Genomic DNA, 20,251 nt, shown 5'->3' with positions numbered 1-20,251 from the left:
ATAGCTTAACGATAAATAAATTCAATAATCGCTTCTTTGGTGGCATCATCTTCTAAAATATCACTATGGCCAGCACCTTTACCGGTTACGACTTTTTCACGGTAAGACTGAATGACATCTTTATAAATAAGGCTACCCGACAAGGCGCTGTTAACAGGCACAATACCATCAGATTCATGATTATCTTTGATATCGCCAGTGATGTTCAACAGGGTAATACTTTTAGGAATAAAGACATTACGATCAATAAAATTCGTCAACAGATGTGTTTGGGTTGGGATTTTTGTGATATCACTGTTCGTGCCGTTATCTGTTTGTTTTGTGTCGTTATAAGGAGTAGCCACTGTGACTAAATGACGTAACTGCGATTTAATTTCACTGCTGTGATATTCTAAAAAGTTAGTTAAGACGAGTCCGCCATTAGAATGACCGACGGCATCAAATTGTTTAAAATGATAGCGTTGAAAGAGATCTTCTAAGGCGATAACGATAAATGGCCGATGGGTATCGGGTGTTAATTTTGCGCCGCTATAATCCAAGGTTAAGTCTTTCATAACAGTGATTTTCATTGTTGTCGCTTGATGATGATAGCTAGTAGATAAATCGGATGTAAAGGCATCGAAACGATCTTCAGTTGCATGTGTTCCAGGTACAAGTATGATTGGAATCGCCGTTTCTTTCCGCGGTGAAAAGGATTTATCATATGGTTGACAACCAGTTAATAAAAGAAGCGCTATACTAGCTAATAGGATGAATATTTATTTGATAGAAACACCTCCGCTTAAGTAAAGTACTTAACCGTTAGAATGAAACGGAAAATAACTAACTATAAAATACTAATTGGTTTGTTAAAAAGTATTATATCAGAAGAAGTTGTTTTATAATAAAGAAGAAGTCTATATCGAGGAGGAAAAGAGATGTTATTAAAAGAAGTCTGTGTTGAGAATTTCGAACGAATACCAGCAATTATTGCAGCGGCTGATCGAATTGAGCTATGTGATAACTTAGCAGAAGGTGGTACCTCGGTCAGTTTAGGGGTAGCGAAACAAACAGCTGCTTTTTGTGCACAACATAAGGTGCCGGTGATGGCGATGGTGCGTCCTCGAAAAGGTGACTTTGTCTTTAATGAGGCAGAATTAGCGATGATGTTAACCGATGTGCAGGCGTACAAAGACTGTGGGATAACCGGGCTTGTATTTGGTTGTTTAACAGCAGTTAACACATTAGATGAAGAAAAGAACAAAGCAATCATCGCTGCAGCAGCAGGTATGGACTTAACATTTCACATGGCATTTGACGAGCTCTCTGATCCGTTTAAAGCGATTGATTGGCTTGCTGACCACGGTGTAACACGGATTTTGACACATGGTGGTCCATTAACTACTGCGATTAGTGATCATCTTGCTGTTTTAAAAGCTTATCAAAATCATGCCAACGAAAGGCTAGTGATTTTACCCGGTGGCGGGATTACAAAAGAAAATATGCATAACATTGCGCACATCCTTGAAGTAACAGAAGTACATGGTACACGACTTGTTTAAACAAATCCCCCTCGCTGTTTGAGCGAGGGGGATTAACTTCTAATTATTTTTCAGCGTCATAGATAATACCGGCATCTTGCCTTAACTGTTCGATTAAGGTAGTTACTTGTAAGCTTAATTCAGACCAGTAAGCATAGCGAGCCAGTGCTTGTTCATCTGTTGGGTGGTTGATGACAGAGGCAAATGCAAGAGCCTCATCATATAATAACAGCTCAGGAGCTGCCACAGCATGTTGCGTCTCACTATTTGTTTCACGATGCCAGACTGCAATATCAGTAATAGCATTAACTGCATCTAGTTTAATGGTGGTTGTGTTTGTATATATTTCTGACGGTAAATAAGATTGAATAATCTTACCTGTGAGTAAGGTGACATTAAATGAGGGGTACTGCAAAATAATTGTGCCTGAACCATCAACACCGGTACTGATTTTTTTGGCGAAATAATGAGCTTGGTCGGGAACACCAAACCAAGCGACTGCGGAATATACTAAATAAATGCCTAAATCGACTAAGGCACCGCCAGCAAATTTGGTTGTGAAAATATTAGGTTCTTCACCGTTAAGTACTTGATCATAACGTGATGAGTATTTTGAATAGGCAAAGGTGGCGCCTTCAATTTCAGGGCTGTTACCGAGTAAGTCTTTGACGACTTTAAAGTTTTCTTCATGGATATGTCTTGCAGCTTCAAAGATAAAGACGCCATTTTCTTTCGCGATTTTTTGAGCTGTTACGACTTCAGCCGCGGTTGGAAAAATTGGTTTTTCAACGACAATATTTTTTTTTGCCTGTAATAAGGCAATCGCTTGTTGAAAATGAAGGCTGTTCGGTGAGGCAATATAGACGGTGCTAAAACGATCATCTCCTAAAAAGGCGTTCCAGTTTGTTTCAATCGGTACGAAAGCAAGTTCTTCAGCTGTTAAGAAGTGTTCTGCTTTTTCAACCGAACGGGAGTAAAGCACCGTTAAGTCCCATTCATTCGTGGCTTGTGCTGATTTGATAAACTGACCTGATATCATACTTGTGCCAATCACTGCATAGTTAATCATTCAAACTCCCTCATTTCCTATTTTATTTAAGAATATCATATAATTAGTGAAAAAGCGCTGTCATTTGAGCTGTGCAAGGGAATTTTTTTAATAGATGATTGATTTTGTAGTAGATAGGGTAAGTTATATAAGAAAACGAATAAAAGTTACTTAAAATAACTTGATTACAAAAAGTAAGTGTGGTAAAGTATAAATAGAAGTTAAGCGAAACCAACTATTAGGAGGAAATGAAAAATGACAAACAAAACATATAAATTAGATGCAGCCCATTCTTCAATCGATTTTCAAGTGAAACACATGATGATTTCAAAGGTTAAAGGTACGTTCCAAACTTTTTCAGCCGAGTTAAATATGGACGTAACTGATTTGACGACTGCTGATATTAAATTTACAATTCAAGCAGATAGTATTAAAACCAAACAAGAAGCACGAGATGAGCATCTTAAGAGTGCCGACTTCTTTAATGTTGAAAACAATCCAACGATTGATTTTGTCGCAACAACTATTACGAAAACAGCTGAAGATGAATACAAAATGATAGGTGACTTAACCCTAGTTGGCGTCACTAAACCAATCAGCTTTGATGTTGAATTTGCAGGTCAAAGTAAAAATCCAATGGATGGTTCAATTGTGGCTGGTTTTTCAGCAGATGCAAAAATCAGCCGTAAAGCATTCGGAATTGAGTATAATGCTGCACTTGAAACAGGTGGTGTTTTAATCGGGGATGAGATTAAAATCTCGGTGGAACTTGAAGTGATTGCAGAGCGTTAAAGGTAAGAGATTGATAAAAAATAAGGAAAGCACTCATGGGAGTGCTTTCTTTATTTTTTTATAAAATACTGGTAAACTAGTTTATGATATGAAAAAAAGGGAATTGGATACAGATGGAAGAAAGATTGTTTTAAAGGGAGGCTCATAGATGATATATATTGAATTAAGGGGACGTAATATTTTTTGCGAAGGCTTAAAGACAATGTTAGCGAACGTTGAACATGTTATTATTCAAGAAAATGATAACAAGACAGCTGACTATGAAAATTATAAAACATGTACACCTATACCGCTTAAACTATGTATTATCGATGCGGAGTATAACGACTATAAACATACTGTATACACAGATTTTAAAACGAGGTATTTATTATTTTCAGAGTCATTTAATTCACGAGCGTGCAGTAAAAAAATTAAAGGCTTCTTATCTTATAGTGTATGTGAAGAACATTTGACGGCTGCCATTCAAGCTGTGCTGAATAACGAGACTTACATCGATCCGTTTTTTGCCGCGAATGTGATTGATATTAAGGCAGAGCGAGGTATTAATGGAGCCTCTCGTTATAAGTTAACGACGCGAGAAACAGAAGTTTTACAGTTGATTATCAAACGTGAGAATAATCAACGAATTGCTCAATTTTTAGGTTTAAGTGAGAATACGGTTAAAAATCACGTGAGCCATATTCTCCAAAAAATGAATGTCAAAAGTCGCAATCAAGTGCTGTTGAAATTAAATGCAACGATGCAACAGGCAGTTGAAAAGCAGAGTAACGTCTATTCCATCTAAGCGACAGACAATCTTTGCGAAGATGGGATTGTGACAGAGAAAGATAAAAGAGCCGGAAACAGTTGTTATGTTTTGGGTTCTTTTAATGTTTTCTAACTAGTAATAGGTAGGAAAGTAAAACATAAAGGTATATAATGAAACTGAGAATAGAAAGGAGGGAACAACGATGAAGTATATTCCTTCAATCCTTACAATTAGTAACTTTTTGGCCGGATTTTTTGCCATTTTAGTAGCAAGTCAATCCTATATTTTTTATGCGGTCGTGTTGATTTTAATCGGGATGTTATGCGATTGTTTTGATGGATACTCTGCGAGACGATTGAATTCTAGTTCCACCATAGGTAAAGAGCTTGATTCATTGGCGGATGTTGTGACTTTTGGGGTTGCGCCAATGGTAATTCATCTTACAGTTAACGGGTTGCATTTTTGGACATTAGTCAGCACAGTCGTCTATTTGATTTGCAGTATTGTGCGACTGGCCCGTTTTAATGTCAGTCAATCCGGGCTTAATTATTTTATCGGTTTACCCGTTCCAGCAGCGGCGTTGACAACGTTATTAATTGTCCAAATATTACCGGTCTTTTTAGGTGGTATTATTATAATCTTCCTTGGCTTTTTAATGGTTAGTCAAATTCAAGTCAGAAAATTAGGTCATTCAAAAGAAGATGTTGAAATAGAAGAGGTGTAAATTACGTGTTGTGATGCTACAGCCTTATTTAGGAGTTAAACATATGAAGAAAGTGCAAGTAATGATTATGAGAATATTAGCGTTACGATTAGTATCAGCACCTTTGAAAAGATTCACATGTTCTCGATTAAGCAAGCCGTTGATTAAACTGTTTGCTAAAAAATATCGGATAAATCAAGCTGAAATGACAGCGAAAGTCTCATCTTATCAAACGCTTGCCGCCTTTTTCGCCCGACCGATTAATCTGAAAAAGAGACCGTTAGCTGCCACTGATTGGGTATCTCCAGTAGATGGTTTTATTCAACAGTCTGGTATCATTACAGCTGAGCAAACATTTGAAGTTAAGGGGACGACCTATCAATTAAAGGAATTACTAGGTGAATCAGTTGCCGCTACAGTTGGCGGTGGGGGCAGTTTTATCATTTTATATTTAAGTCCAAGTCAATATCATCGCTATCATTCTCCGATAGCAGGGGCGATTCGTCGTGTGGGGGAACTAGGACGTACGAGTTTTCCCGTCAATGAGTGGGGCATGACTAATATTTCACAATTGTATGCTAAAAATCACCGGGTAGTCTATCGAATTGGTGAGGATACATTATTGGTAGCGGTCGGTGCGTTGAATATTAATTCAATTGTCGATACTTTTTCTGGAAAAGAAATTGAAAAAGGCGCCGAATTGGGTTATTTCAACTTCGGATCGACGGTGGTGATACTTTCGCCTGCTAAGAAGATCGATTTTTCCAAGAAGAAAACAGGTGATTTTATCGCCGTTCGTAGTAGCTTAGGTAACTACAAAGAAAGGATGATTGCAGATGACGAAAATATTAGTACTACTGGCTGATGGTTTTGAAGAAATTGAGGCGATTGCAGCGATAGATCTCTTTAGACGTGTGGATATCGAAGTGGTAACAGCTGCGGTCAACAATCAACTTGCGGTTCGAGGTGCTCATGACATTATTGTTGAGGCCGATTGTCTTATGAATGATGTGGCTAACACCGTTTATGATTGTCTTTACTTACCCGGAGGTGGTAAAGGCGCCGAAACGTTACGTGATAATGCTGTTGTACAACAGATAATTAAAAAACATTATTCGTCGAAAAAGTTAATTTCAGCAATTTGTGCGGCACCAATTGCACTTGAAAAAGCAGGTATTTTAGAGGGGCATACGGTGACGAGTTTTCCGGCAGTCAAACAAGATATAACGACTCCGTTATATTCAGATAACAACGTTGTTATATCAGATGCAATCATCACCTCACGTGCTGCTGGGACAACGATTGAACTTGCATTAGCGGTTGTTGAGCGACTCTGTGATCAAAAGACGGCAACTGCATTGGCGTCATCCATTTTACATGGGAAATAATGATTTACAAGGAAACGACAGCCTACAGAGCTGTCGTTTTTTTGTTCATTAAAACCGCTGATTTCGTGTTATAGTATAGGTTTGATTAGTTATTAAGTACTTGCAAAAGGTGAAAAAAATTGTTGAATTTCTGACACATTATGTTAATATTGGTATTGCATTCAAGGAATGATAAAAATGTAAATCTGTTTGTTTGATAAAGAAGAGCAGAACAAACAGCACTACGCGTAAGCGTCAGTGAAACCAAGGAGGATATAATATAATGGGAAAAATCAATGCCGGTTCAGCAGTAGTAAACGTCCTTAAAAACTGGGACATCGACCATGTTTATGGTTTACCAGGTGATTCAATCGATAACATCGTTGATGCCTTGCAAAAAGAGCAAGATTCAATCAAATTTATCCATGTTCGTCACGAAGAAGTTGCATCACTTGCAGCAGCGTCTTACACAAAATTAACTGGTAAAATCGGTGTCGCTTTATCAATCGGTGGACCAGGTGCATTACACCTTTTAAACGGTATGTATGATGCGAAAATGGACAAAGTACCTCAATTAGTACTTGTTGGTCAAATTCCAAGTAAATTTGCTAACACTGATTACTTCCAAGAAGTCGACACAGCAGCAATCTTTGATGACTGTGCTGTCTTCAATAAAGAAATTACTCGTCCTGAACAATTACCAATCGTTGTCGATCAAGCGATTCGTGCAGCTTACGAAAAACGTGGCGTTGCGGTTGTTATTATTCCTGATGATGTGCCTAAAAACATGATTGCTGATACAGTTGAACGTCTTGATGCACCAAAACAACCAACTCGTACAGGCTTAAACGTTGCTGATTTAGAAGCTGCAGTTGATTTAATCAATGCTGCTAAAAAACCAACAATGCTTATCGGTACTGGTACTAAAAAAGCCAAAGCTGAAGTAACTGCTTTCGCTGAAAAAATGGGTATTGTTGTAATGTCAACATTACCAGGTAAAGGTATCATGGCTGATATGCACCCTAACTACGTTGGTAACATTGGTCAAATCGGAACTAAGCCTGCTTTCGAAGCAATGCAAGAATCAGATTTATTAATCTTAGCAGGTACTGATTACCCATTCCGTAAATACTTACCGGCTAAAGCTAAATGTATCCAAATCGAAATCGACGCAACTCGTATTGGTAAACGCCATGCGGCAACTGTTGGTATCGTTGGTGATGCTAAAGAAGCATTAGCATACTTAACAACTCACGCTAAAGAAGTGAAAGATCGTCCATTCTTGAAAGCATGTAACAAAAACATGCAAACATGGTGGAAATGGATGGATGAGCACATGGACAAAACAACGTCTCCAATCGCTCCTCAAGCCGTTATCAAACAAATGCAACGTATTGCTGACGAAGACGCTGTCTTCTCAATCGACGTCGGTACATCAACTGTTTGGAGTACACGTTACTTGAAATTAGGTCATAAAAATGACTTCTTAATCTCTGCTTGGTTAGGTACAATGGGTTGTGCACTTCCTGGCGCAATTGCTTCAAACATGGCGGATTCTAAACGTCAAGTTATCTCATTACAAGGTGACGGCGCGTTTGCAATGGTTATGCAAGATTTTGCAACGGCAGTACATTACAACTTGCCAATGATCAACGTGGTGTTAAGCAACCAACAATTATCATTCATTAAATATGAACAACAAGCACAAGGTCAATTAAACTACGGTATCGATCACTCTGACATCGACTTCGCTAAATTTGCTGAAGCGTGTGGCGGAAAAGGTTATCGCGTTACTAAATTCGAAGAACTTGAAGCTGCCTTTACTGCGGCTAAAGCAGATAACTGCCCAGTTATCATCGATGTTGTGACTGACCAAAATGCAGCGCCATTACCAGGTAAAATCGTAATGGACGAAGCAAAAGGTTTCGCTCGTTTTGAAATCCGTACAGCATTAGAAGAAAAAAGAATTGCACAATTACCACCACTAAAAGATATCATGCGTCAATTCTTCTAGGATCTAATCAAGTCTTATCACCTCGTAAATGAAGACTGTTTAGACTTTGTTTACAATCTGAGCCCTCCAACATTGTTGGAGGGTTTTTTGCGGGAATAAGTAGCCAAATAGTTCTCTTTTGATGTTAGATTATGTTAAAGTTATCTTTTTTTAGCTCAGAAGCTAGCAAGGGATGAGTTGCAGTTCTGCTATTTGCGGAGTTGGGTGAGCTGATTTCACTTTCAAAGTTTCAGTTCTACTAGCGTACTTTCATTTTTTTTCTGCTTTAGTTGACTTATTATTCTCACTCAACTAAACTGAACAAATGGTCAGTTTTTTCGCGAGGAGGAATGAAAATGATGAAGGTAACTAAAAAACAATTGATTTTCACTGCAGCGCAGCATCTGTTTAGTGAAAAAGGCTATAATGATACCTCTTTACAGCTGATTGCTGAAGCGGTCGGTACAACTCGTAGTAACATATTGTATCATTACGAAAGTAAAGGACACTTATTCGAGATAGTCTTAAAACAGTGGGAAGAGCAGTGGTATAAAAGTTGGCATGTCATCAGAGATACCATCACGAAACCAAGTGAACAGTTAATGGCTTATTTTAAGGCCTTTATCTACGAAGATTTACGTCACCCTTTACGAAAAGCGTTAGATGAATATTTACTTGAAATCAATGGGCAGAAAGAAGAACGTGAACGCTGGGTTGCCTCTGATCGGGCAGCGTTTGAGCTCATTTTACGCAACGGTATGATGCAAGGAGTGTTTCGTATTAATCCAGCCGCGATTCGTGTCCAAGTTGATGTGTTGGTTGGTTTTATTTACGGCGTATCGGATACAATGGAGAATAAGACTGAAGCTGAATTGTTGGCGGCCGTTAACTTTTTTTTGAAGATGTATTTGCTAACAATCACAACAGGATTTTCTGAGGAGGTAAACAGATGAGTAGTTTAGCAGCAATCAAACATAAGCACCCCTTGCTCGTGTTTGCCAAATATGCGATTCCATCGATGTTGGGCATGATGTTGATGGCGGTTAATGTAGTAATGGACGGTGTCTTTGTGGGGCATGCTCTTGGTGCGACCGCTTTGGCGGCTGTCAACATCGTTATTCCTGTCTATAGTTTTTATGTGGCAATGTCACTATGGATTGGTGTTGGTGCAACGACACGCTATTCGAGGGCGATGGGGGCAGGAGATACGCAAACGGCACGGCGAATTTTCACTCAGGCGGTAATGCTCTTGCTTGCCGTATCGGTGGTTGTGAGTACTGTGCTTGGCATGTTTGGTGATAAATTACTTACGATGCTCGGTGCAAATGCAGAGATCACACCGATGGCAGCTGAATATTTACATATCTTTTTATTGTTTGGTTTTGTATTAACATTAGAGAATATGCTCAGCTTGTTTGTTCGGAATGATGGCTCGCCGGTTCTGGCGATGGTTGCGTTAATTATGACGGCGATTGTTAATATTATTTTGAACTATTACTTTTTATTTGTATTAAATTGGGGCATTATGGCAGCCGCGCTCGGTTTGATTATCTCAGCAGCAGTTGGTATCTTAGTGATGCTGACGCATTTTCTGCATAAAAATAATAATCTGAAGTTGACCTTCTCATTTGGTAACGTTTGGTATTTCAAAAGTTTCTTTTATATTGGCTTTCCGAGTTTCTTAGCGGAGATGGGGATTTCGGTCTTTACGATTGCCTATAATATCGCAATTGTTAGTGTGGCTGGAACGATGGGAGCGGCTGCTTTTTCAATCGTGAATTACACACATAGCATCGCATTGCTGCTGTTTTTAGGGTTGAGTTCAGCAACACAGCCGTTGATTTCTTATTATCAAGGCGCTAAGATGCCAAAGCAACAGTGGCAAATTGTTAAATACGGGATTGTTTCGTCGTTGGTAATCGGCGTGTTAATTATTGCTGTTGGTCGAGTGTTTACCACGCAGATTATTGGCTTGTTCGGTCAGTTCACACCGGAATTAATCGCCTTAGCGACTGAAAGTATTCGTTTGTTCTTTATTGCCTATCTCTTTATGGGAACGAATTTTGTGCTGATAACATTTATGCAAACGAGTGGACGCGTGAATTTCGCTATTTTCATTACCGCAATTCGTGAATTTGTCTTAGTCGTGCTCTTTTTGGTTATTTTAACACCACTGTTTGGTACGAGTGGTGTTTGGTTAGCTGTACCCGTTGCAGAAGGGATTATTTGCTTGTTGCTATGTGTTTATCTGTTGCAAGAAAAGCGACAACACTAAAAAAGTGTCTCCCTCGATGAGGGGACACTTTTTTAGTTAGTCAATATATCAGATGGAACGATTACTGTTCATGTTAAAAATAGCGATTTGTTCTCTTAGGTTGCTGCTTAAACAATAAGATGGTACCAATGATGAATAGACAAAATCCTACAACACAAACGATGAGGCCCGTGATGTGTGAAATGCTAAACGAAATTGAGATGGCGGCAAGACCAATGATTAAAGATAGAATGCCCAACCATTTCATACGACTCCCTCCTCTTAGACAGGTTTGAACTGCTTATCTTGATGTTGTCATACCCATAATCATAAGGTATATACCGATAATTGTCAAACTGAGAGGCAACGCATTTGCTATCAGTGTTTAAGGTGACTTATAATGAAGCTTATAAAGAAAAAGGGGTGGATAATATGCGCGTAACTGAAGCGGCACAACAATTTTTAACGCCGATTTTAGCGGCTTATCCTGAATTAAATACAATTTGTCTATTTGATAACAGCTGTGAATGTGGCAATGAAGAACATCATCAAGGTCATCATCATTTTGCTTTATCACTTGAAACACCGTTAGCTGATGATCACATTGAAAAAATCAATGATCAGCTTAATGTGGCTTGGTCAGCTAACCTAAGTGAGCGGATGGTGGGTGTTGTGATTGATTACAACGAGACAGGATTATTTATTCAAGAGTAGTCATGAGGGGAGCGTGGGTAGATGAAAGAGATCATTGTTTATCAGCCAATCCCATTGGCATTGCTAGAGCAGTTAAAGAGGACGTTTAAGGTTACATATGTGCCTAACTATCGCACAAGTGAACGTGAGCAGTTTGAGGCGGCTTTACCGACTGTTCAAGGGCTGTTGGGTGCGGGTCTTTTTATCAGCGAGGCAGAACTGGCAAAAATGCCACAATTAGAAGTGGTGAGTCAAACGATTGCCGGTTTTGATACGTTGGTTGTGGAGGACTTTGTTGCACGAGGGGTGATGATAACAAATGCGGCAGATGCTTTAACTGACACGGTGGCCGATTTGACACTGGCACTTACGTTAGCCGTGGCACGCCAATTACCAGCTGTGGATCGTGCCATCCGCAGGGACGAGTGGTTCAAGGGACCGTTAGATACAGCAGAAGGACTCTACGGCACAGATGTATACGGTAAAACAATCGGTATCATTGGGTTAGGGCGAATTGGCACAGCCGTGGCAAAACGGGCGCATGCTGGTTTTGGAATGAAAGTCATTTATCACACGCGTTCTCACCATTTGGAGGCTGAACAATTATATGATGCTGTCTATTATGCTGACTTAGCGGGCTTACTTTCGACCGCGTATTTTGTCATAATGTTAGCACCTTATAATGATGAAACCCATCAGTTGATGAATGAGACTGCCTTTAAAACAATGAAGAAGTCGGCTTATTTTATCAATGTCGGTCGAGGGAAAACCGTCGATGAAACGGCTTTAATTAAGGCGTTGCAACAAGGCGAATTAGCAGGTGCTGCACTCGATGTGTTCGAACAAGAACCGATTGCCGCCAATCATCCCTTACTACAGTTGCCTCAAGTCGTTGTATCAGCGCATATGGGATCGGCCACTGCGGCGTCAAGAGCGCGGATGATCAGTGATGCGGTGACTAATTTGACGGCTGCGTTGCGAGACACCGCCTAACAAAATAGTGTAGGTTAATCCGTAATAAAATAGCTTAATAAATAATCATCGACATAATGACCAGCGATAAAAAATTCATCCTTTAAAATCCCTTCGATTACGAAATGATGTTTTTTATAAAAGCTGAGAGCTTGTGGATTTGTTGCTAAAGCACGTAATGTAATTTTACGGTAGTTATGTTGCTTCGCATACGTTTTAATGTGTTGCATTAAGGCGGAACCAACGCCTTGATGTTGCGCATCGTTTGCGATTGCAATGCTCATGCTTAATGTATGGTTACTAGCGGGTAAGGCTGTCGCGTGATGATACTGGACGATACCAAGAACCGTTTGATGAGCGAGAGCGACGAATTGCGTGCCGACCGGGTAATATTGTTGATAATCAGCCACAGAAGCATAAAATACCTGGCTAGGTGTATTCGTTTGATTCCACACGCTATTTTCGATGGCTATCAGTTGGGGATAGTCGCTTTGTTTGATGGGACGAATTTGTAAATGTGACATAAAAATCACTCCTTTAATAAAAATAGTATATCAAAAAGAGGAAATAAACTGTAGAAAAGATAGTGATAAAGCCGTTTATAAAAATAAAAAGATTTTTTTGTAAAAAGTTTGTTGAAAAGGGTTTACAAATGCTTCGATTCTTTATATAATAGATTTTGTGTTAAGGAAACAACATACCAGTTTTTAACAGTCAGGCCCGTTGGTCAAGCGGTTAAGACACCGCCCTTTCACGGCGGTATCACGGGTTCGAATCCCGTACGGGTCATTACTATAGAGATATAGTTGAGGGGGTTTAGCTCAGCTGGGAGAGCATCTGCCTTACAAGCAGAGGGTCGGCGGTTCGAGCCCGTCAACCCCCATATGTTTTCGTAATTAGAAAGCATCGTAGAACAACTCAATATGGAGGAGTAGCGAAGTGGCTAAACGCGACGGACTGTAAATCCGTTCCTTAGGGTTCAGTGGTTCGAATCCACTCTCCTCCACTCTTATAATGGGGTGTAGCCAAGCGGTAAGGCAATGGATTTTGATTCCATCATGCGTAGGTTCGATCCCTGCCACCCCAGCCATTATAAGAGCCGTTAGCTCAGTTGGTAGAGCATCTGACTTTTAATCAGAGGGTCGCTGGTTCGAGCCCAGCACGGCTCATAACAAGTATCTCGGCAATAGCTGAGGTATTTTTTTGTGTTTAAAATGAAGTCTGAAGGTTGTCAGCCGTAAAAAACAGCGAGGTATGATATACTAGAGTTGGTTTTTAATCAGTTGTAGGTAGACTAACAGAAATTGGAGGAAGGCTTATGTTGCTATCACATTTACCGGGTGTTGCGGGAATTATTGATATAATTGTCGTCTGGTTTGTGATTTATAAAATCATCTTACTTGTGCGTGGCACAAAAGCTGTACAATTACTCAAAGGGATTCTCATTATTGTTATTGTGAAGTTACTAAGTAACTTTTTTGACTTGAAAACGATTGAATGGCTCGTCGACCAAGCGTTGACTTGGGGCTTTTTAGCCTTTATTATTATTTTTCAACCGGAATTACGTCGCGCATTAGAACAAATGGGACGCGGTAACATTTTTGGTCGCAAGCGCAGTCAGGCTGAAAAAGAACGGTTGAATTTAATTGGCTCAATTGAAAATGCAGTGGCTTACATGGCAAAACGTCGGATTGGTGCATTGATTTCAATTGAACGCACAACCGGATTAGATGATTATGTTGAAACGGGCATCTCAATGGACGCTAACATTTCAGAACAGCTCTTAATTAATATCTTTATTCCAAACACGCCACTACATGATGGTGCTGTTATTATTCAGCAAAATAAAATTGCGGCAGCAGCTGGTTATTTACCACTGTCAGAAAGTCCCTTGATTTCTAAATCGTTAGGAACTCGTCATCGGGCAGCGATGGGGATTAGTGAGGTGACCGATGCTTTAACCGTTATCGTCTCAGAAGAAACAGGTGGTATTTCGACAACGATGGACGGTGAGATGCAACAGGAATTAAGTGTGGCGGACTTGCGCCACTATTTAGAACGCACGTTTGAAGCACCAACTAAAGAGTCGTTTTGGAAGTTTCCGAAAAGGGGGCGAAAAAAATGATTGATCGTATTTTATCGAGTCGATGGGCATTGCGAGTTTTAGCACTGGTGTTAACACTCGTCTTGTATAGTGTCACGACCGATACAGCCAAAGAAACGGACAGTTCTTTATCTTTATTAGGAAATGATACCGAAGTAATTACCGACGTGCCTGTAGAGGTAATTAACGACTCCAAAGATGTTGTTGTTTCAGGTGTGCCTGAGGCTGTGACCATGAAGGTGACGGGGTCACGTAACGTTATTAAAGCGATGGAACAACAAGGTGATTTTAAAGTGGAAGTTAACTTGCATAATGCATCAGTTGGGACGCAAGTTGTGAAGCTGGAAGCGAAAGATTTACCAGAAGGCATCAAAGCTGTGATTACCCCTAAAGAAGTGACTGTCACGATTCAAGAAAAAATTACGAAAGAGTTTATTGTTGAACCAGAACTATCGTCTGGTTTAGTTGCGGCGGGCTTTAAAGCAGGCACGCCAACGACGGATGTGTCAACAATCAAGGTAACCGGACCACGAGATACGATTCTCAACATTACGACCGTAAAGGCGAAGGTTACTGCTGAAAGAGCTTTAACTGAAACAACAACAATCAAAACAAATGTGACCGTACTCGACAATAATTACAATAAAATAACTAATGTAGAATTAAATAAAACGACAGTGGAAGTCACTGTGCCGGTATCACAGTCGGGAAAAAGCGTTCCGATTAAACTAATACAAAAAGGCATTCCGAAAGATAATGTAACAATTGCGAGTTTAAATGCTAATATCAGTGAGGTAACGCTTGAAGGTGATGCGAAAGTGTTGGATGAAATCGATGTGATCGAAGTACCGGTTGATGTCAGCGATGTCACAGGAACCATCATAAAAAAAATCGAATTAACAGTGCCTGCTAAAACAACTTTAATCTCGTCACCAGTCATTAATGTGACAATTAGTACCGGCCAAAAAGTTAAGACAGTCAAACAAAATAAAAAAACGACTGTCGAAAAGAAGGACACATCTAACAACGAAGTAACCAGTGAGAGTGAATTGTTTTCCTCGAACGAAAAAGCAACAAGTGACTCAACTGAAGTAGAAAATACAGATGCTGATGTAACAGAAGATACAACAGAAGAGTAGTTGACTGATTATATGAGCAAAATTGAAGGAGCGAAAAAGAAAATGGGTAAATATTTTGGAACAGATGGTGTACGTGGTGTCGCAAATAAAGAGTTAACACCGGAGCTTGTATTTAAATTAGGACGTTTTGGCGGTTATGTGTTAACACAACATTCAGCTACGAAACATCCGCGCGTGCTCGTTGCTCGTGATACACGTATTTCAGGTGTGTTACTTGAACAAGCATTAATTGCTGGTCTCATCTCAGTGGGCTGTGAAGTCATGCGTCTCGGTGTCATTTCAACACCAGGTGTGGCTTACTTAACACGTGTCCAAGAAGCAGCAGCGAGTGTAATGATTTCGGCCTCGCACAATCCCGTACAAGATAATGGCATTAAATTCTTTGGACCAGATGGTTTTAAATTGAGTGATGAGGATGAGTTGGAGATTGAACGTTTATTAGATGAACCAACAGACAACCTCCCGCGTCCAAGTGATGATGGTCTTGGATCAGTCGAAGATTTTTATGAAGGTTCAGCCAAATACATTCAATTTTTACGTTCGTGTGCAAGTGAGAACTTAACAGGGATGAAAATTGCGATTGATATGGCGAATGGGGCAACAAGCCAATTAGCAAACCGTTTATTCGCTGACCTCGATGCAGATATTTGTACGATGGCTTCAACACCAAATGGTTTAAACATTAATGATGGTGTCGGTTCAACGCATCCGGAAGCGTTGGCGCGCTTTGTAGTTGATAACGAAGCTGACCTTGGCGTTGCCTTCGATGGTGATGGTGATCGTATTATTGCAGTTGATGAAAAAGGTAATATCGTTGATGGTGACCAAATTATGTTTGTGATGGGTAAATACTTGTCTGAAAAAGGGTTATTGAAAAATAACACAATCGTTTCGACGGTCATGAGTAACCTCGGTTTTCACCGTGGTCTTGAAGCCGCAGGTATTAACGATGTGATGACTAAGGTTGGTGACCGTTATGTTGTTGCTGAAATGCGCGAAAACAACTTTAACTTTGGTGGTGAGCAATCAGGACACATTGTGTTGCTTGACCATAATACAACCGGAGATGGGATGTTAGTGGCTGTTAAATTAGCTGATATTTTAAACCAATCAGGTAAGAAAATGTCTGACTTAGCAGGCGAAATGGATAAATACCCACAAACGCTCATTAACGTGCGTGTCACAGATAAACACCACGTGACTGATAATGAGAAGGTTGCGGCTGTTATTGCCGAAGTCGAAGAGCTGATGGGCGATAAAGGCCGTGTGCTTGTAAGACCTTCAGGAACAGAACCATTAGTGCGTGTAATGGTTGAAGCGGCCAGTGAAGAAGACTGCGTTAATTACTGTGAACGAATCGTTGCAGTTGTTAAAGACGAAATGAGTCTTTAAGATATAAAAAATCAGAAGAACAGGGCGGAAGATGAAACTTTCGAACTGTTCTTTTTTTGACAAATACAAGTTAGAAAGTGGGTTGTTCTCGCTTTCATTCGCCTGATGCACATAGTATAATTATCACGAAAGAAAGAGTCATATCAGAGAGGGAGTTTTTGTAATGAGTGAAAAATTCAAACGGATACATGTAATTGTAATGGATTCAGTCGGTATTGGTGAGGCGCCAGATGCCGCTCAATTTGGCGATTTTGATGTCGACACATTAGGGCATATCGCACGTGAGAAAAAGGGCTTGAATTTACCTAATTTAGCAAAACTCGGGTTATCAAATATCAAACAAATAGAAGGTGTGCCTCAAACAGACACACCCTTAGGTTATTATACAAAAATGCAAGAAACATCGGCTGGTAAAGATACGATGACCGGTCACTGGGAAATTATGGGACTTTTTATTGATACACCGTTCCGCGTGTTTGAAAATGGTTTTCCCGCCGAATTAATCGGAAAAATCGAGGCGTTTTCTGGGCGGAAAGTTATTGGGAATAAACCTGCGAGTGGGACTGAAATATTAGAAGAACTCGGTGAAGAACAGTTGCAGACAGGAGCTTTAATTGTGTATACCTCAGCAGATTCAGTATTACAAATTGCTGCACATGAAGAAGTTATTCCGTTGGACGAACTATATCGTATTTGTGAGTACTGTCGTGAAATCACACGTGAAGATCCATACATGCTCGGTCGAATTATTGCACGTCCCTACTTAGGGACATCAGCGGCAGATTTTACTCGTACGCCAAACCGTCACGATTATGCGCTGAAACCATTTGATAAAACAGTAATGGATCACGTGAAAGACGGTGGTTTAGATGTGGTAGCAATCGGTAAAATTGCAGATATTTTTGATGGTGAAGGTGTGACAAAAGCGATTCGGACGCAGTCAAATATGGATGGGATGGATAAGTTTGTTGACGTGTTAAAATCCGACTTCCACGGCATGAGTTTCTTAAACCTAGTCGATTTTGATGCGGTCTATGGTCATCGTCGCAACCCCATTGGTTATGGGGATGCATTAGAAGCATTTGATGCCCGCTTACCAGAAGTGTTTGCCAACTTAGCTGAGGATGACTTGCTTATTATTACAGCCGATCATGGTAATGATCCGACCTATAAAGGGACTGATCATACCCGTGAGTATGTGCCATTGCTCGTTTACTCAAAAGCGCTTAAAGAAGCGGGTGAGTTGCCATTACGCGGGACGTTTGCTGATTTAGGCGCAACGGTAGCTGCCAATTTTACTGTTAAAATGCCTGATTATGGTACAAGTTTCTTGCCAGAATTAAATTAACCCCGAATTGAACTATACCAATTATAGTAAACTAACATCTTTTAACAGATGTTAGTTTTTTTGTTCCCTTTAATTGTTAGGTGTTGACGTGATATATCGCTCTGTAGTATGATTAGTTATGTTAGAAAAAAACGAATAGAGGACTGTACCAATTTATTAAAAGCTTAATTGCTAGCGCCAGTACTTAGAATGTTTAAGTAGACGAGGAGAAAGTTATCGAGGATTCGGCGGATACTTTCCGGCCTGTTGGGGTCGATACACAAGGTTAAAACAAGCGGGTGACTACTTGCACAACAACCACGTGAACAACGGTCGTTCTTGAAGCGTTTTAATACACTTTAGGAGGAAATGAATATGTGCGGAATCGTTGGTTATATCGGGAAATTAAATGCAACAAATGTGTTGTTAGATGGGTTAGAAAAATTGGAATATCGTGGCTATGATTCAGCGGGCATTGCCCTAGTAGCAAATCATACTGTGACAACGACTAAAACAAAGGGACGGATTGCTGATTTACGTGCAGCTGTTACAGCTGAACAATATGGAACTTGTGGGATTGGTCATACACGTTGGGCAACACATGGTGTACCGAGCGAAAGTAATGCACATCCACACCAATCACATTCAGGCCGTTTCACGTTAGTCCATAACGGTGTCATTGACAACTACCGTCAGTTACAAGCAACGTATTTAAACGGTGTAAACTTGAAAAGTGATACTGATACGGAAGTCGTTGTGCAAATGATGGATGTGTTTGCAAAAGACGGTCTCTCGACTGAGGAAATTTTTCGTGCGGTACTGAATGAATTAGCAGGGTCATATGCCTTTGGTTTAATCGATATGCAACGTGAAGGCGAATTGTTTTTTGCGAAGAACAAAAGCCCACTCTTAATTGGTGTTGGCAACGACGCGATGATGTTAGCGAGTGATGCAATGGCAGTTATTCGTCAAACCGATCAATTTGTTGAAATTAACGACCGTGAAATGGGTGTGTTAACGGCTGAGTCGTATCATTTGTTTGATGGTGATACAAATGAAGTGGTGGTGCGTGCCCCTTATACAGCGGCAATCGATGCCGATGACGTTGAAAAAGGAATGTACCCACATTACATGATGAAAGAAATGGATGAGCAACCTGGTGTGATTCGTCGCATTGTTCAAAAATACCAAGCAAAAGACGGCTCGTTTACAATTGATGCCGACTTGATGGCAGCAATTAATGCAGCTGATCGCCTCTATATTGTGGCCTGTGGTACGAGCTACCATGCCGGTTTAATTGGACGCAAACTGATTGAAGAAAAAGCCGGGATTCCGGTTGAAGTCGTTGTTGCCAGTGAATTTGGTTACGATATGCCGTTGTTGTCTGCGAAACCAGTATTCTTGTTTATCTCACAAAGTGGTGAAACAGCTGATAGTCGCCAAGTACTCGTTAAAATTAAACAACTTGGCCACACTGCAATCACATTAACAAATGTGGCCGGTTCAACCTTATCACGTGAAGCAAGCCATACGTTATTGTTACACGCAGGCCCTGAAATTGCCGTTGCTTCAACGAAGGCATATACAGCCCAAGTTGCTGTCTTGAGCATTTTAGCTGAAACGTTAGGTAAGGCAAACGGCCATACTCAAACGAACGACATGGTGCATGAATTAGGGATTGTTGCCAATGCAATGCAAACAATCATTGATGAAAAAGAGCAGATTCAGCAGTTGGTGCATGATTATGTAGCGACAACACGAAATGCCTTCTTCTTAGGCCGTGGTGTTGATTACTTTGTGTCACTCGAAGCGGCTTTAAAACTGAAAGAAATATCATACATTCAAGCTGAAGGCTTTTCAAGTGGTGAATTGAAACACGGGACGATTGCTCTCATCGAAGATAACACACCTGTGATTGCCTTAATTACACAACCGCATACACAGCTCCAAATCCGTAGCAATTGCTCAGAAGTGCAATCACGTGGTGCACATGTTGCAACCGTTGTGACAGAGAGCTTAGCTCAACCAGAAGATACGTTTGTAATTCCGAACACAGCCTTAGAACTGACACCACTTGTGTCAGTCGTGTTCACGCAATTGTTCGCTTACTATGCGGCATTGGCGCGTGACTGTGATGTGGATAAACCACGTAACTTGGCAAAATCAGTAACAGTTGAGTAGTGAAAGTTAATTCAG

Annotated in this window: 20 protein-coding genes and 5 tRNA genes; 21 read left to right on the top strand and 4 right to left on the bottom strand. The window is 40.3% G+C overall.

Annotated elements, in window-relative coordinates:
• Window positions 1–5 precede the first annotated feature (5 nt).
• Complete coding sequence (locus ACJYYY_RS09945; RefSeq protein WP_269479279.1) at window positions 6–668, bottom strand: alpha/beta hydrolase; 663 nt, start codon at window positions 666–668, stop codon at window positions 6–8.
• 249 nt (window positions 669–917) lie between these two features.
• Here ACJYYY_RS09945 and ACJYYY_RS09940 point away from each other — a divergent pair, with 249 nt between their 5' ends.
• Window positions 918–1,541 carry a copper homeostasis protein CutC gene (locus ACJYYY_RS09940; protein ID WP_035314919.1) on the top strand — a complete coding sequence of 208 codons (624 nt, stop codon included), beginning with the start codon at window positions 918–920 and terminating at the stop codon, window positions 1,539–1,541.
• 43 nt (window positions 1,542–1,584) lie between these two features.
• Here ACJYYY_RS09940 and ACJYYY_RS09935 read toward each other — a convergent pair whose 3' ends face one another.
• Window positions 1,585–2,589, bottom strand: a complete 1,005-nt coding sequence (locus tag ACJYYY_RS09935) for a Gfo/Idh/MocA family protein (RefSeq protein ID WP_408868892.1) — start codon at window positions 2,587–2,589, stop codon at window positions 1,585–1,587.
• Window positions 2,590–2,823: 234 nt separating this feature from the next.
• Here ACJYYY_RS09935 and ACJYYY_RS09930 point away from each other — a divergent pair, with 234 nt between their 5' ends.
• The 8 genes from ACJYYY_RS09930 (at window position 2,824) to ACJYYY_RS09895 (ending at window position 10,449) form a co-directional block, all read left to right on the top strand.
• Window positions 2,824–3,360: a YceI family protein gene (locus ACJYYY_RS09930; RefSeq protein WP_035314918.1), complete on the top strand. Its 537-nt coding sequence runs from the start codon at window positions 2,824–2,826 to the stop codon at window positions 3,358–3,360.
• Window positions 3,361–3,508: 148 nt separating this feature from the next.
• Window positions 3,509–4,147 carry a response regulator transcription factor gene (locus ACJYYY_RS09925; protein ID WP_051456976.1) on the top strand — a complete coding sequence of 213 codons (639 nt, stop codon included), beginning with the start codon at window positions 3,509–3,511 and terminating at the stop codon, window positions 4,145–4,147.
• Window positions 4,148–4,313: 166 nt separating this feature from the next.
• A complete protein-coding gene (pssA, locus tag ACJYYY_RS09920) occupies window positions 4,314–4,835 on the top strand; it encodes a CDP-diacylglycerol--serine O-phosphatidyltransferase (protein ID WP_035314917.1) in 522 nt (173 codons plus the stop codon).
• A 43-nt stretch (window positions 4,836–4,878) separates the two neighbouring features.
• Window positions 4,879–5,679, top strand: a complete 801-nt coding sequence (gene asd / locus ACJYYY_RS09915; RefSeq protein WP_051456975.1) for an archaetidylserine decarboxylase — start codon at window positions 4,879–4,881, stop codon at window positions 5,677–5,679.
• Window positions 5,651–6,202 carry a DJ-1 family glyoxalase III gene (locus ACJYYY_RS09910; RefSeq protein ID WP_035314916.1) on the top strand — a complete coding sequence of 184 codons (552 nt, stop codon included), beginning with the start codon at window positions 5,651–5,653 and terminating at the stop codon, window positions 6,200–6,202. The genes asd and ACJYYY_RS09910 overlap by 29 nt, the downstream gene beginning before the upstream one ends.
• A 262-nt stretch (window positions 6,203–6,464) precedes the next feature.
• Window positions 6,465–8,195, top strand: coding sequence for a pyruvate oxidase (locus ACJYYY_RS09905; protein ID WP_035314915.1), 1,731 nt, complete (start codon window positions 6,465–6,467; stop codon window positions 8,193–8,195).
• 335 nt (window positions 8,196–8,530) lie between these two features.
• Window positions 8,531–9,127, top strand: coding sequence for a TetR/AcrR family transcriptional regulator (locus ACJYYY_RS09900; protein WP_035314914.1), 597 nt, complete (start codon window positions 8,531–8,533; stop codon window positions 9,125–9,127).
• Entirely contained in the window at window positions 9,124–10,449 is a 1,326-nt protein-coding gene (locus ACJYYY_RS09895) for an MATE family efflux transporter (protein ID WP_051456974.1), read from the top strand. The genes ACJYYY_RS09900 and ACJYYY_RS09895 overlap by 4 nt, the downstream gene beginning before the upstream one ends.
• A 73-nt stretch (window positions 10,450–10,522) precedes the next feature.
• Here the strand turns inward: ACJYYY_RS09895 and ACJYYY_RS09890 are convergent, their stop codons facing one another.
• The gene (locus tag ACJYYY_RS09890) at window positions 10,523–10,696 is read right to left on the bottom strand and encodes a hypothetical protein (RefSeq protein ID WP_156921189.1); all 174 of its coding nucleotides are present in this window, start codon (window positions 10,694–10,696) and stop codon (window positions 10,523–10,525) included.
• Between the two features lie 104 nt (window positions 10,697–10,800).
• Here ACJYYY_RS09890 and ACJYYY_RS09885 point away from each other — a divergent pair, with 104 nt between their 5' ends.
• Together ACJYYY_RS09885 and ACJYYY_RS09880 are read left to right on the top strand one after the other, a co-directional pair.
• Window positions 10,801–11,142 carry a hypothetical protein gene (locus ACJYYY_RS09885; protein ID WP_035314913.1) on the top strand — a complete coding sequence of 114 codons (342 nt, stop codon included), beginning with the start codon at window positions 10,801–10,803 and terminating at the stop codon, window positions 11,140–11,142.
• 21 nt (window positions 11,143–11,163) lie between these two features.
• On the top strand, window positions 11,164–12,114 hold the full coding sequence (locus ACJYYY_RS09880) for an NAD(P)-dependent oxidoreductase (protein WP_035314912.1): 951 nt from the start codon (window positions 11,164–11,166) through the stop codon (window positions 12,112–12,114).
• 14 nt (window positions 12,115–12,128) lie between these two features.
• On the opposite strand, the gene ACJYYY_RS09875 is transcribed toward ACJYYY_RS09880, so the two are convergent.
• On the bottom strand, window positions 12,129–12,617 hold the full coding sequence (locus tag ACJYYY_RS09875) for a GNAT family N-acetyltransferase (RefSeq protein ID WP_035314911.1): 489 nt from the start codon (window positions 12,615–12,617) through the stop codon (window positions 12,129–12,131).
• Between the two features lie 193 nt (window positions 12,618–12,810).
• Here ACJYYY_RS09875 and ACJYYY_RS09870 point away from each other — a divergent pair.
• The 10 genes from ACJYYY_RS09870 to glmS all read left to right on the top strand — a co-directional run bounded on the left by ACJYYY_RS09870 (window position 12,811) and on the right by glmS (window position 20,236).
• Window positions 12,811–12,882 (top strand) — tRNA-Glu (locus ACJYYY_RS09870).
• A gap of 21 nt (window positions 12,883–12,903) precedes the next feature.
• Window positions 12,904–12,976: transfer RNA gene (locus tag ACJYYY_RS09865), tRNA-Val, on the top strand.
• A gap of 42 nt (window positions 12,977–13,018) precedes the next feature.
• Window positions 13,019–13,099, top strand: a tRNA-Tyr gene (locus ACJYYY_RS09860).
• A 9-nt stretch (window positions 13,100–13,108) separates the two neighbouring features.
• Window positions 13,109–13,183: transfer RNA gene (locus tag ACJYYY_RS09855), tRNA-Gln, on the top strand.
• 6 nt (window positions 13,184–13,189) lie between these two features.
• Window positions 13,190–13,262, top strand: a tRNA-Lys gene (locus ACJYYY_RS09850).
• Window positions 13,263–13,411: 149 nt separating this feature from the next.
• Window positions 13,412–14,218, top strand: coding sequence for a diadenylate cyclase CdaA (cdaA, locus tag ACJYYY_RS09845; RefSeq protein ID WP_035314910.1), 807 nt, complete (start codon window positions 13,412–13,414; stop codon window positions 14,216–14,218).
• On the top strand, window positions 14,215–15,336 hold the full coding sequence (locus ACJYYY_RS09840; RefSeq protein ID WP_408868891.1) for a YbbR-like domain-containing protein: 1,122 nt from the start codon (window positions 14,215–14,217) through the stop codon (window positions 15,334–15,336). Before cdaA ends, ACJYYY_RS09840 begins: the two co-directional genes overlap by 4 nt.
• 42 nt (window positions 15,337–15,378) lie before the next feature.
• Window positions 15,379–16,728 (top strand): phosphoglucosamine mutase, encoded by a 1,350-nt coding sequence (gene glmM, locus ACJYYY_RS09835; protein WP_035314909.1) that lies wholly within the window; start codon window positions 15,379–15,381, stop codon window positions 16,726–16,728.
• A gap of 163 nt (window positions 16,729–16,891) precedes the next feature.
• Window positions 16,892–18,076 (top strand): phosphopentomutase, encoded by a 1,185-nt coding sequence (gene deoB / locus ACJYYY_RS09830; protein ID WP_035314908.1) that lies wholly within the window; start codon window positions 16,892–16,894, stop codon window positions 18,074–18,076.
• A gap of 354 nt (window positions 18,077–18,430) precedes the next feature.
• Window positions 18,431–20,236 (top strand): glutamine--fructose-6-phosphate transaminase (isomerizing), encoded by a 1,806-nt coding sequence (gene glmS, locus ACJYYY_RS09825; RefSeq protein ID WP_408868890.1) that lies wholly within the window; start codon window positions 18,431–18,433, stop codon window positions 20,234–20,236.
• Window positions 20,237–20,251: the final 15 nt, after the last annotated feature.

The sequence above is a fragment of the Brochothrix campestris genome (assembly GCF_046058945.1).
GTDB lineage: Bacteria > Bacillota > Bacilli > Lactobacillales > Listeriaceae > Brochothrix > Brochothrix campestris.
This window is presented reverse-complemented; position numbering and strand designations above follow the sequence as displayed.

Excerpts from the sequence above, each read along its gene's own strand:
- ACJYYY_RS09940 (WP_035314919.1), top strand. The coding sequence starts at position 918 with ATGTTATTAAAAGAAGTCTGTGTTGAGAATTTCGAACGAATACCAGCA.
- ACJYYY_RS09935 (WP_408868892.1), bottom strand. The coding sequence starts at position 2,589 with ATGATTAACTATGCAGTGATTGGCACAAGTATGATATCAGGTCAGTTT.
- ACJYYY_RS09930 (WP_035314918.1), top strand. The coding sequence starts at position 2,824 with ATGACAAACAAAACATATAAATTAGATGCAGCCCATTCTTCAATCGAT.
- ACJYYY_RS09925 (WP_051456976.1), top strand. The coding sequence starts at position 3,509 with ATGATATATATTGAATTAAGGGGACGTAATATTTTTTGCGAAGGCTTA.
- pssA (WP_035314917.1), top strand. The coding sequence starts at position 4,314 with ATGAAGTATATTCCTTCAATCCTTACAATTAGTAACTTTTTGGCCGGA.
- asd (WP_051456975.1), top strand. The coding sequence starts at position 4,879 with ATGAAGAAAGTGCAAGTAATGATTATGAGAATATTAGCGTTACGATTA.
- ACJYYY_RS09910 (WP_035314916.1), top strand. The coding sequence starts at position 5,651 with ATGACGAAAATATTAGTACTACTGGCTGATGGTTTTGAAGAAATTGAG.
- ACJYYY_RS09905 (WP_035314915.1), top strand. The coding sequence starts at position 6,465 with ATGGGAAAAATCAATGCCGGTTCAGCAGTAGTAAACGTCCTTAAAAAC.
- ACJYYY_RS09900 (WP_035314914.1), top strand. The coding sequence starts at position 8,531 with ATGATGAAGGTAACTAAAAAACAATTGATTTTCACTGCAGCGCAGCAT.
- ACJYYY_RS09895 (WP_051456974.1), top strand. The coding sequence starts at position 9,124 with ATGAGTAGTTTAGCAGCAATCAAACATAAGCACCCCTTGCTCGTGTTT.
- ACJYYY_RS09890 (WP_156921189.1), bottom strand. The coding sequence starts at position 10,696 with ATGAAATGGTTGGGCATTCTATCTTTAATCATTGGTCTTGCCGCCATC.
- ACJYYY_RS09880 (WP_035314912.1), top strand. The coding sequence starts at position 11,164 with ATGAAAGAGATCATTGTTTATCAGCCAATCCCATTGGCATTGCTAGAG.
- ACJYYY_RS09875 (WP_035314911.1), bottom strand. The coding sequence starts at position 12,617 with ATGTCACATTTACAAATTCGTCCCATCAAACAAAGCGACTATCCCCAA.
- cdaA (WP_035314910.1), top strand. The coding sequence starts at position 13,412 with ATGTTGCTATCACATTTACCGGGTGTTGCGGGAATTATTGATATAATT.
- ACJYYY_RS09840 (WP_408868891.1), top strand. The coding sequence starts at position 14,215 with ATGATTGATCGTATTTTATCGAGTCGATGGGCATTGCGAGTTTTAGCA.
- glmM (WP_035314909.1), top strand. The coding sequence starts at position 15,379 with ATGGGTAAATATTTTGGAACAGATGGTGTACGTGGTGTCGCAAATAAA.
- deoB (WP_035314908.1), top strand. The coding sequence starts at position 16,892 with ATGAGTGAAAAATTCAAACGGATACATGTAATTGTAATGGATTCAGTC.
- glmS (WP_408868890.1), top strand. The coding sequence starts at position 18,431 with ATGTGCGGAATCGTTGGTTATATCGGGAAATTAAATGCAACAAATGTG.